We start from the raw sequence: 12,336 nt of genomic DNA, 5'->3' as shown, positions 1-12,336 counted from the left end.
GATCGGCATGAGCAACATAGGGTCATACGAGGAGCGTTATAAAAATTTCGATTGGAAGATATCGGAACAGGAGCTGGAGTACGGGAAGAACGGGCAGTACAACATCGGTTATTACTGCAGCGACCGGATCTGCGAAAGGGGCCTGGGCTCAAAGCCGGCCCTGATCTGGGAGGGATTCACCGGCGAAGTCAAGAAGTACACCTATGACGACATCCGGGCCTACAGCAACACCACCGCCAAATTCCTCCAGGACCAGGGGGTCAAGCCGGGCGACCGGGTCTGCCTGTTCATGGACAAGATCCCCGAACTGTATATCTGCTTCCTGGGGATCTTGAAGATGGGGGCCATAGCCCAGCCCCTGTTCTCGGCCTTCGGCGAAGAATCGCTGATCACCAGGCTGGACGACGCCAAGACCAGGGCGGTGCTGACCACCAGAAAACATGCGGGCAAGGTGCGCCGGATCCGCAAGGACCTGCCGGAGCTGGCCACCATCATCATCGTTGACGCCGATGACAAGCCGCTCAACGCCGGCGAGGCCGCCTTTGCCATGGAAAAGCTGCCCCGGGTGGAAAAGTTCGACATTGTCAAGGTCGAGCGGGAGACCCCGTCGGTGCTGCACTATACCTCGGGAACCACCGGAAAGCCCAAGGGGGCCCAGCACGTCCACAATTCCCTGGTGGCCCAGTACATCACCGCCAAGTGGGTGCTGGACCTTAAGGACGACGACATCTACTGGTGCACCGCCGATCCCGGCTGGGTCACCGGCACCTCCTACGGCATCATCGGGCCCTGGGCCAACGGGGTCACCCAGGTGGTGCTGGACGCCGGCTTCAGCGCCCAGAACTGGTACGCCTTCATCGAGCGGATGAAGGTCACCATGTGGTACTCGGCCCCCACCGCCATCCGGATGCTGATGAAGGAAGGGGTGGAGGCGGTCAAAAAGCACGACACCTCCTCCCTGCGCCACCTGTGCAGCGTGGGCGAGCCGCTCAACGCCGAGGCCGTGATCTGGTCGGAGAAAGCCTTCGGCCAGCCATTCTACGACACCTTCTGGCAGACCGAGACCGGGGCCATGATGATCTGCAACTATCCCGGGATGAAGGTCAAGCCCGGCTCCATGGGCAAGCCCTTCCCCGGCATCACCGCCAGCGTGGTCAACCCCAAGACCTTCGAGCCGGTGGACAAGCCCGGCACCGTGGGGCTGATAGCCTTCCGGCCCGGCTGGCCCTCCATGATGCGGGCCTACTGGAACAACCAGGAGACCTACGACGGCAAGTTCAAGAACGGCTGGTACCTCTCGGGCGACCGCTCCAGCATAGATGCCGACGGTTACTACTGGTTCGTGGGCCGCGATGACGATGTCATCAACACCGCCGGCCACCTGGTGGGTCCGTTCGAGATCGAGTCGGCATTGCTGGAGCACCCGGCGGTGGCCGAGTCGGCCGCGGTGGGCAAGCCCGACCCCCTGAACATGGAGGTGGTCAAGGCCTTCATCGCCCTCAAGCCGGGCTTCGAGCCTTCCAGCGACCTGGAGATGGACATCATGAACTTCATCCGCAAGAAGCTGTCGCCGCTGGCCATGCCACAGGAGATAGAGTTCATGGCCTCGATGCCCAAGACCCGGAGCGGAAAGATCATGCGCCGGATGCTGCGGGCCAAGGAGTGGGGCGAGGAGATCGGAGATATCTCGACCCTGGAAAACGACTAGGAACCTTCCCCACGAAATACACTAAAGAACACGAAAAATTCTTGGTTCAAATTTATTTTAGAATTTTTAGTTCTTTTTTAGTTCTTTTAGTGGGCAAAGGAAACCCTCCCGCGAAACACGCTAAAAAGCGCGAAAATAATTCAGGCCAGGGTCATTCCTGCGAAAGCAGGGATCCAGGTTAAAAAGTATGGATTCCCGCCTGCGCGGGAATGACAGACCAAAACGATCAAATCAAAGAATATAATAAATAACCTAAGGAGACTACAATGTCCGACGAAATCAAGAAAATGATCATCGAATACGTCAAAAAAGAATACCTGGACGAGGATTCCGACCAGGAGGTCAAGGAGGACACCAAGCTGATCTCCAGCGGGATCGTGGATTCGTTCTCCATGGTCTCCCTGAAGACCTACCTGGAGAAGAAATTCCAGATCAAGCTGCCGGACGAGGACGCCACCCCCGAGGCCTTTGACTCGGTCAACAACATCATCGAGCTGATCAAGAAATTCGGAGCCAAGGTCTAAATTAAATTACTAATTCAAAATTCTGAATTCGATATTCAGTATTCAGATCATAAGGGAGGTAAGATGGCCTACAGTTCCAAAGCCAGGGATTTCTATTCCGGAGAGCTCCAGGGGATGAAGGACAAGGGGATCTTCAAGGAAGAACGATACATCCAGTCGCCCCAGGCCGCCAGCATCAAGGTGGAATACCCCAAGGGGGCCGAACCCAAGCAGGTGCTGAACTTCTGCGCCAACAATTATCTGGGCCTGTCCAGCCACCCCGAGGTGGTCAAGGCCGCCCACGAGGCCCTGGATTCCCGGGGCTACGGGCTGTCCTCGGTCCGCTTCATCTGCGGCACCCAGGACATCCACAACGAGCTGGAGATCAAGATGAGCGAGTTCCTGGGGATGGAGGGCACCTGCCTGTTCCCCTCCTGCATGGAAGCCAACGCCGGGCTGTTCGACGTGGTGCTGACCCCGGAGGACGCCATGATCTCGGACCGGCTGGTCCACGCCTCCATCGTGGACGGCCTCAAGCTGTGCAAGGCCCAGATGTTCAACTACAAGCACAACAGCATGTCCCACCTGGAGGAGAAACTGCAGGAGGCCCAGAGCTGCCGCCTGCGGATGATCATCACCGACGGGGTGTTCTCCATGGACGGCGACATCGCGCCCTTGGACAAGATCTGCGACCTGGCCGACAAGTACGATGCCATGGTGATGGTGGACGATTCCCACGCCACCGGGTTCATCGGCAAGACCGGCCGCGGCACCCACGAGTACCACAACGTGATGAAAAGGGTGGACATCATCACCACCACTTTTGGCAAGGGTTTGGGCGGCGCCACCGGCGGCTCGGTCTCCGGACCCAAGGAGATCGCCGAGATGTGCCGGCAGCGGGCCCGTCCCTACCTGTTCTCCAATACCATGCCTCCGGCGGTGGTGGCCGGATCAATAAAAGTCTTAGAGCTTCTTTCCAAGTCCACCGACCGCCGGGACAAGCTGGAGAAGAACACCAAGTACTGGCGCGAGGGGCTGACCAAGGCCGGGTTAGACCTGAAGCAGGGCGACACCCCCATCGTCCCGGTGATGCTGTACAACGCCAAGCTGGCCCAGGACATCGCCCGCGACCTGTACCACGAGGGCATCTACGTGACGGGCTTCTTCTTCCCGGTGGTGGCCCAGGGCCAGGCCCGGATAAGGACCCAGATCTCGGCCGGGCACGAGATGGAGCATTTGGACAAGGCCCTGGCGGCCTTCACCAAGATCGGCCAGAAGTACGGGATACTGGGGCTGAAGAAAGACGAGATCATAGCCAAGTACGGGTTGTAAACTTTCTACCACAAAGGCACAAAGACACAAAGGGTTTTCTTATAACTTAACCTGCGCTGGCCCGAGTCTCCCCTAAAAAGGGGAGAGCGAGAGGGGTGTCTTGGTAAATACAAGCCGTAATTTAGAGAGTAACTATGCGGCGGGAAGGGATTCAACTCCCGTCCCGCCGTTTGTGCTTTGTATAGTATTACTTTTATTTGTTACAGGTTGCACTCTACATATAAAATTGAAAAGGAGTGTATTATGCCAGGTTCTGGTTTAACATCACCACACGCACCAATTTATACTACAATCTTGTTGTTGGGTAATTTTATATTACCTATGATCTTTTATTTTTTTGGTATAAAAATTATTTTAAAGAAATGGCAGATATTTAAAAGCATTTTGTGTGGCTTTTTATGCTTTCCAATAATTGGATTAGTTATGTTTTTATTAAGTTATTTAAATGTCACTGTTTTTTCAGGGTTCGTTTCATATGTTATTTATTTTACACTGTCATCAGTGATTTATTTAGGTATTTTTTTAGCAATCAATAGAATATTTTTTATTAAAGACTTTTATAAAATCATACCAATTAATCTTTTTATATACATATATTTTATGTCGATTTTCCACTTAATAATATTTCCATATTTTTCTTACAGGTCATTTTAAATAGGCATTGTTAATGCCTAGAGAATTTAAAGATATTATTTAGCAAATAAAAAATGGTCACTGACTTCGTTAACTATTTCTTTCTAATATAACACAAGGGGTAATCACCAACACATCATGGCACTGCACATCAAGGTAAAGGAATTTTACCGCAACGAACTGGTGGAGCTGAAGAACGCCGATCTTTTCAAGGAGGAGCGCTACATCCACACGCCCCAGGCGGCCAGCATCATGGTGGAATACCCGCCCAACTCGCCCCAGAAGGAGGTCATCAACTTCTGCGCCAACAACTACCTGGGGCTCTCCAGCCACCCGGCCATAGTGGCCGCGGCCCAGAAGGGCCTGGAGGAGCGGGGCTTCGGGCTGTCGTCGGTCCGGTTCATCTGCGGCACCCAGGACAAACACAAGGAACTGGAGCAGAAGATCTCCAAATTCCTGGGGATGGAGGACGCCATCCTGTATTCCTCCTGCTTCGACGCCAACCTGGGCGTGTTCGAGGCCCTTTTGGGCGAGGAGGACGCCCTGATCTCGGACGAGCTGAACCACGCCTCCATCATCGACGGCATCAGGCTTTGCAAGGCCGAGAGGCGCCGCTTTAAGCACATGGACATGCATGACCTGGAAAATCACCTGAAGCAGACAATGAACAAGCGCTTTAGGATGATCGTCACCGACGGGGTCTTCTCCATGGACGGCGACCTGGCTCCGCTGGAGCAGATCTGCAACCTGGCGGAAGAATACGAGGCCATGGTGCTGGTGGACGAGAGCCACGCCAGCGGGTTCGTGGGTCCCACCGGCCGCGGCACCCACCAGCATTTCGACGTGATGGGACGGGTGGACATCATCACCACCACCTTCGGCAAGGCGCTGGGAGGGGCCTCGGGCGGCTGCGTGTCATCCAGCAAGGAGATCGTGGATATCCTGCGCCAGCGCTCCAGGCCCTACCTGTTCTCCAACACCATCAGCCCGTCGGTAGTGGCCGCCACCATCAAGGCGATTGAAATGATGCAGGGCTCCACCGCCCTGCGGGACAAAGTGATGAGCAACGCCCTGTACTTCAGGCAGAAGATGAAGGAGGCCGGGTTCGACATCAGGGAAGGCATTCACCCAATCGTGCCCATCATCCTGCATGAGGCCGAGATCGTCCAGCAGATGTCCCGGATGCTCTATGACGAGGGCATCTACGTGGTCGGGTTCTTCTACCCGGTGGTGCCGCGGGGCCGGGCCAGGATCCGGGTCCAGATATCGGCGGCCCACGAGCGGGAGCATTTGGACAAGGCCATCGAAGCTTTTACCAAGGTGGGCAAGAAACTGGGGGTATTGAAATGAGGGAAATTACTAATTCGTAATTACAAATTAGTAATTGGCCCGTCTGCATTTAAAGAATGGGAGTGCTTATGATATTTAAGAAATCATACTCGTTCATCATCCTGCCGCATCACGGGGAGCAGGGAAAGTCAGTGTTCTTTCACTCTTGGTGGCTGAATGCCATTTTGCTGACAACTATAACGGCGGCGGGCATCTCCGGTTTTTTCATCGCCCGGCATTACCTGTTCCACCATAAACTCAAGACCGCCTTTGAGCCCACCTTCAAGGAGAACGAGGTCTTAAAGGAAGAGCGCAAGGGATATGACCAGGTCAAGGACTCTTTATCCCACGACATCTCATCTCTCCAGGCCCAGCTTAAAAAGGAGCGCAGCAATTACCTGGCCTCGGTGGGCAGCCTGGCCCGGCAGGTGGATAATCTGCGCAAACTGGCGGTCAAGGTCAAGATCCAGGCCGGCTTCAAGACCGCCAACATAGTGGAGGAGGGGGAGGACGCCGGCGGTCCGGAGTCGCCCATCACCCTCGGCCGATATGATATCAATAGGCCTGTTGAAACGGCCCAACTGGAGGCCCGGGTCATCCCCGATATCTTCCAGCAGGTTTCTGAGCTTAAAAAAATTGACGGTTACCTGGAGACCAAGGAATGCCTGCTTTCGGCCACCCCCGAACTGGCGCCGCTGTTCGGTAAGATGACCTCCACCTTCGGTGTTCGCAGGTGGAGACGGAGCGGGCACTCGGAGAATCATTACGGGCTGGACATAGCCGTGCCCCGCGGTACGCCGGTAAGCGCACCGGCCGAGGGGGTGGTGACCATCAGGAGCCGGGTGGGCGATTACGGCAATCTGGTAGAATTGGACCATGGAACAGGATATACCACCAGATTCGGGCATCTCTCTAAATTCAATGTTGAGATAGGCGACCGGGTCAAAAAAGGCCAGGTGATCGGCTTTGTGGGCTCCACCGGGCGCTCCACCGGGCCGCATCTGCATTATGAAGTGCGAATGAACGGCACACCGGTCGACCCCATCGGCTATATGGGCGATCTGGGAGAATAAGCCAAGAAGATGGTCAAAGCCCCGGCGTTTATACGCCGGGGCTTTTGTCGTTTATGGAGTTCTGCTGTCACATATATTTGACAAAACCGGGTAATATAAAACATTAATATTTTCCAACTATTAACGGAACATAAAGGGAATCAACGCTATATGAGTTAGGTATCGTATTGGCATGCTCCATGCTTTATATGCCATTGGAGAGAGAAAAATGAAAAAGCATGTCAAAATAATAATGATCGCGATCCTGGCAATAAGCACAAAATCAGCTTTCGGCCAGACGGTTGCTTTATTGAACCCCAGCGACATCTACCGAACCGTTAATGTGTCGGTAAGCGTGGCCAAAAAGGCCCGGATCGAAGTGCTGAGCGCATCAAATATGTTAAGTGTCGGCAACGAAGATAAAACCAGGGGATATGTCGATCTGCCGAAGGCCATTGTTCTTAAAGTTTGGTGCAACAGTACCGATGGCGCCAGGGTAATGGGCCAGATAGACCCTTCAAACAGAGAGACAAAAGGGAAGATGCTCTATAGGTTATCCGGCGAGAAAAATTTTCGTGAAGTCACCGGGAGCTTGCACGACATATACGAAAGCTATAAAATAGAGCGAGGCTCCAAGGTCTCCCTGGATATAAGATATCTATTGAGCGACAATACCCCGGTTGGCGACTACCAATTTGAAGCTTCGTTTGTGGCCGAGCCGAAATGATCAGATGTATTATTTCCCGGTCTTACCCATAAGTGCAAATATAGATCATTTGGGAGAGTTTATAAAATAGCTGAGGAAAGATAGATCCTTGGCTATTGTTGTATGTTTCCAGGCTGGACGTTGCTTGACAAATCGCCACCAAATGAGATATACTACGATCATACGAAGGCCTTTATTTATCATTGGGCGATTAGCTCAGCTTGGTTAGAGCGCCTGCTTTACACGCAGGAGGTCGGGGGTTCGATCCCCTCATCGCCCACCACTGGACGACGCAGGAGGTCGCCCCGATCTATCGGGGTCATGGTTTTTCACAAATTCACTGTAACTTGGCAGAAGCCAAGATGACAAAGAAAAAACGTTAACCACTAAAAGATGTTGCCTGTCCGTCACGACAATCAATAAGCATCAAAGCATAGCTATTATTCAACCTACAATGGCAATACCAAGTTATAAAAGATTATCCTTGTGTATCAGTATTGACGCCTAATAAGTTATATATATGCAAAAAGCAAGAGAAGAATTTGCACATATAAAAAGAAGTTAATTGTAGAAATCTAAATGTGGGGTATTTTAATAATAGAATAACAAAATATTGTGGAACGAATATTGTTCCCAAATGGGAATAAAAATTGCATGCAATTATTGTCAAGACAACAATTAAAATAATTATCAACTAAACAAACAAGGAGGTAAAATGAAGAAACTTTTGCTTGCCAGCTTGGTAATCGCTCTGTTTGCCGGGATGGCACTGGCCCAACCTGCGGACGAAACAGCCACCGTGGATGTTCAGGTAACTGTCAATGGTATTTGGTCAATTACGCTGGATGTGGCGGCAATTGACTTTGGCCTGTTGGAGCCGGGCGATATTGCAACGCCGGCAGATGTGGTTGCAACCGTAAGGTCGAATCAAAAGATACCCTGGGGTTTGCAGCTCAACAAGGATCGTGACCTGACCAATGATGTAGCCCTGGAATCGATCCCGTCGGCTAACTTCACCTATGCCGGAGCAGGTGGAGCCGGTACCTGGGTCAATGGTGAGTTTTCCTTAGCACCCGCCACGGCCTACACGTCAGCAACGCCTGCGGAAGACAAGATTGCGGCGGGGCTTGCATTAACAACCACCCTGAGCCTAACCATCCCTGCACCTGCGGCTGCCGGTCTGTACACCAACGTCATCACCTATACTTTGACCGCCACCCCGTAAGCTGGCATTTCAACAAGGCGGGGCATCACTTATTTAAGGGGTGCCCCGCTTTTGACTTTAATTTTAGAGCCCGATAGTGATGAAAAATGTCGTTGCATCAACGCTGATTGCTATTTTATCAACCGCTTTTGCCTTGGGCCAGGGGGCGCTTTCCATAAACGTTTGGCCGTCCAGGGTGGACATTAGCGTTGTGCCGGGTGAGAGCCGGACTGGTGTTATCAGCGTGGATAACAAGGGGAAGGAAAAAACCCAGGTATTATGTTATATCACCGATGTCGGCATGGATATATACGGCGAGCTCCTTTTTCCCGAGGGAGGAACTCTGGCCACATCATGTGAATCCTGGTTTTTGGTCAACCCGGAAAATTTCTTTCTTTCTCAGGGCACCAACCAGAAGATCCGGTATACTTTAAAGGTTCCGGACAATGCCTCGGGAACCTATCTGGCATCAATTTTTTTTCATACCAAACCTCAGGATGGGGCCAAGAACAGCGGCAGCCGTTTATCAGTCAGGGTTGGCACCCTGTTCGTCATCAATGTTGCCGGCACCGGGCACAAGGATGGGGAGTTAAGCTCGCTATCATTGCACAATACGGTTAAAACCGCCACCGCCCAGGTAGAGCTGGGGGTTTTAAATAAAGGAAACGTTCTGATCCGCCCCAGGGGTACGGTGGAAATAAAAACCAATGATGGCTGGACGGTCGACAAATTGGTTCTCAATGATGATAATCAGGCGGTTTTGCCAAATTCCGAACGAATCTTTAGGATCCCGCTTGTCAATATAAAACCCGGCAGCTATAATCTATTTGCCCTGGTGGATTACGGAGGAGCCGAGATTTTATCCGGAGAGACCATGGTCAATCTGGTGGCGACAGAAATTCCCAGACACGATTGGCCGATACCACAGTCGAAAAGCTCCATAAAAAACTCCGGCAAAGCGGCCAAGCCGATGGCGCCGGCGGTCAAGCTTTCCCCCGAGGAGATAAAAAGCCTCTTTGGTCTGGCCACCAATCAATATACGGCAGGTGATTATCAATCTTCTTTTTCCACCTGGCAGAAACTTTTAAAAGCCGACCCCGGAAATACCACCGCCAGAAAGAACCTGGAACGGACCAAAGCCAAATTGGACGCCTTGAAAAAGATAAAAGGATAGATGCGAGGATTCCTTAAAATCATAGTATTGTTGATTATTTCCTGTCCTGCGTTTGTGCAGGCCGGGGATCAGCTTTATTTTACCTATGGTTTTGAGGAGGGCAATAGTTTGGTCGGGCAATACTACGGTCAGCAGGAATACCGCCATACCCTGAAAAGCGCTTTGGAAAAGAAAATGGACAATTTTAAGCTTTTGTCCGAATACTCAATGTACTACAGCAGCCTGGACCAGATCCACCTTCAAACCGTCAGGCTGGCATTCAGCCAGATGTCTTTCGGCCACAGCCTGCTCAGTGTGGGCCTGGGGGATAACAACCCCAACCTGCCCTACAATGCCGGTCTGTGGAATAACCGCATACGGGGCGCCAGTGCTGATTATCAGTATGATAATTTATCTGCCGGGGTATTCGGGGGAACCCCCTCGGACCTTTATCGGGAAAGCGCTTCATTAAACAGCCGCAATGTGCTGGGTTCATACGTAGGTTATAAACCGGCCACTTGGTTTTCGGGAAAGATATTCCTCTATAAGGAATCCAGCAGCCTGCCTGTCGACTCCCTTTACCGGAGGGCAACCGGGTTTGGCCAGCAGGTGGATATAACGATATCCCAGGGCTTAAGTATGATGATGGCTACGGCCTGGAAGAAACGCCAAGAGGAGAGGACCGGAGTGATGATCTCCCGCTCGGCTCCCTGGGTTTCTGCCAACATCGCCTGGACTGCTAAAAAATACAGTTTCTCGGCCGGCCTGGACTTTCTGGGAGCCAATTTCCGGCCGCTACAGACCAAGAATTATTACGGCCCCAGGTTCTACGCCAGCTGGAGGCCAAACGAAATAATAAGAATGGACGGCAGATTTACCAATTACAATGCCGACGGCGATACCCTCTATCCCATGATCACCAACACCTGGGGCGCGGGCTCCAGTGTCAAGTTATCAAACCTTCCCTCTCTGAAGGTCGGCTATACCAGCCGAGATAACAAAGTTAGCTGGGGCGGGCCCAATGCCCGGCGGTATGTTTCCGATGGACAAACGATAGAATTGAGCCAAAACTTTAACCAATTGGAAATGAAATTAAAATACCAGGTTGAAAACCGGGAAGAGAGAATAGATCAGTCAATGAATGCCTCCCGGCACCTGTGGATGGTGAAACCACAATACCGGTCGCAGCTGGCCACCTTCTGGCTGAGCGGGGAATTTGACCGGTGGAGCGATAACCAGAAGACAACCTCCGGATATTACAATCGCTACCGGGCCGGAACCAATGCCGGGCTATGGGGCGGCAGCCGGGCCATTGTCGAGCTGGGATTCAATCAGCGGGTCGACCAACGCGACCGAAATAATACAAGCATGGTTGCCAGCCTGAATTTGAAATTCAACCTTTCGAAAAAATATTTGCTGGACCTCTCCTGGTGGAACGAGAACAATATCGCCCAGGATACCGGCTTCTTCTACCTGCGCGACAGGTCGCGGCTGGGCCTGTTCTTCACCAGAAGGATCGACATCTCCGGCAACGATCTGGAGGGGTTGGTATTTCTGGACGCCAACAAGAATGGCTTTCAGGACGCCGGGGAATTCGGATTGCCCGGGATAATCTTGAATCTTTCCAACGGTAGAAAGACCATCACCGATGCCAGGGGGAAATACTCATTCACCAATATCAACAGCAGCAACCCAACGGTTAAAATAGACATGACAAGCCTTTCGGCCGAATATAACATCATCGGCGCCGGAGAGAAGCAGGCTTCCCTGGGGGGCTGGCGGTCCACCCTGGTCAATTTTACCGTTTCGGCCCTGGGCGGGATCAAAGGGCGGGTATTTGTGGATAACAACAATAACGGGATATTTGACGGAGACGATTACGGAATGTCCGGGGTTATGATTATAATACAGCCCTCCAACACTGCCGCAATTTCCAACGGTGGCGGCATGTTCCGCATCACCAATGCTCCCACCGGCCAGCAGACACTGAACATTGATCTCAACAGTATTCCACCGGATTACGAGCTAAAAAGCGAACCTTCCAGATTGATAAACATCAGACAGGGGGAGATATCCAACCACCTGGAATTTGCCGTGGTAAAAAAGATCCGTCCGGTAAAGAAAGTGGTGTTCGGCGGAGTGAGCACGGTCAAGATAAACACTGCCCCAAGAGCAGAAACCAAGCCGAGGTCCGCTGGAAGCGAAAAACAAGCAGCCCGGGCCCCAAAACAGCAGGACAGAGTCACCATTAAAGCCAAAGAACCAGCACCGCCCAAGCTGACAGCAACTGAAATTGATGCCCTGTATAAGGAAGGCAGCAAATTGTACAGCTCCGGGGATTATCAGGGGGCCCTGAGGGTCTGGCAGAAAATATTGGCGGCAGATCCCGGACACAGCCAGGCTAAAAGAAATCTGGAAAAAACCCGGCAAAAACTGGATGCCTTGAAAAAAGCCAAGGGATAAAATCAAAAATAGAGAAAGCGGCTCTATCTGGAGATAGAGCCGCTTTTTACGTGCAAAATTTTAACAAAAATTGCAAAATATCATAGTACTGGGAGTAGTTATTGCATTTGTGATTTGGTATTTAATAAGGTATTACTATACGCCAGTCTATAGTTTATCATAACTATAATGTTTCCATAGCCTTAAATTGATATCAGCAAATTCCTGATCATGGGTATGATATTTGTATGATATGTAGTTAAGTAAACACAGT

The 12,336-nt window shown here is 51.8% G+C and carries 9 protein-coding genes and 1 tRNA gene; all 10 read left to right on the top strand.

What is annotated here, in order from left to right; translation table 11 throughout:
- Positions 1-7 precede the first annotated feature (7 nt).
- The 10 genes from acsA to RDU76_05280 all read left to right on the top strand — a co-directional run bounded on the left by acsA (position 8) and on the right by RDU76_05280 (position 12,083).
- Positions 8-1,708, top strand: coding sequence for an acetate--CoA ligase (acsA, locus tag RDU76_05325; GenBank protein ID MDQ7798349.1), 1,701 nt, complete (start codon positions 8-10; stop codon positions 1,706-1,708).
- A gap of 266 nt (positions 1,709-1,974) precedes the next feature.
- Positions 1,975-2,232: an acyl carrier protein gene (locus RDU76_05320; GenBank protein ID MDQ7798348.1), complete on the top strand. Its 258-nt coding sequence runs from the start codon at positions 1,975-1,977 to the stop codon at positions 2,230-2,232.
- 63 nt (positions 2,233-2,295) lie between these two features.
- Entirely contained in the window at positions 2,296-3,543 is a 1,248-nt protein-coding gene (kbl, locus tag RDU76_05315) for a glycine C-acetyltransferase (protein MDQ7798347.1), read from the top strand.
- 771 nt (positions 3,544-4,314) lie between these two features.
- Entirely contained in the window at positions 4,315-5,526 is a 1,212-nt protein-coding gene (locus RDU76_05310; protein MDQ7798346.1) for a glycine C-acetyltransferase, read from the top strand.
- A 68-nt stretch (positions 5,527-5,594) separates the two neighbouring features.
- Positions 5,595-6,578, top strand: coding sequence for a M23 family metallopeptidase (locus tag RDU76_05305; GenBank protein MDQ7798345.1), 984 nt, complete (start codon positions 5,595-5,597; stop codon positions 6,576-6,578).
- A gap of 208 nt (positions 6,579-6,786) precedes the next feature.
- Positions 6,787-7,284 carry a hypothetical protein gene (locus tag RDU76_05300; GenBank protein MDQ7798344.1) on the top strand — a complete coding sequence of 166 codons (498 nt, stop codon included), beginning with the start codon at positions 6,787-6,789 and terminating at the stop codon, positions 7,282-7,284.
- 184 nt (positions 7,285-7,468) lie between these two features.
- A tRNA-Val gene (locus RDU76_05295) sits at positions 7,469-7,546 on the top strand.
- Between the two features lie 432 nt (positions 7,547-7,978).
- On the top strand, positions 7,979-8,488 hold the full coding sequence (locus tag RDU76_05290) for a hypothetical protein (GenBank protein ID MDQ7798343.1): 510 nt from the start codon (positions 7,979-7,981) through the stop codon (positions 8,486-8,488).
- Between the two features lie 79 nt (positions 8,489-8,567).
- Positions 8,568-9,641 (top strand): hypothetical protein, encoded by a 1,074-nt coding sequence (locus tag RDU76_05285; protein ID MDQ7798342.1) that lies wholly within the window; start codon positions 8,568-8,570, stop codon positions 9,639-9,641.
- A gap of 108 nt (positions 9,642-9,749) precedes the next feature.
- The gene (locus RDU76_05280) at positions 9,750-12,083 is read left to right on the top strand and encodes an SdrD B-like domain-containing protein (protein ID MDQ7798341.1); all 2,334 of its coding nucleotides are present in this window, start codon (positions 9,750-9,752) and stop codon (positions 12,081-12,083) included.
- The last annotated feature ends 253 nt before the right edge of the window (positions 12,084-12,336 follow it).

The sequence above is a fragment of the Candidatus Edwardsbacteria bacterium genome (assembly GCA_031082425.1).
Taxonomy (GTDB): domain Bacteria; phylum Edwardsbacteria; class AC1; order AC1; family EtOH8; genus UBA2226.
This window is presented reverse-complemented; position numbering and strand designations above follow the sequence as displayed.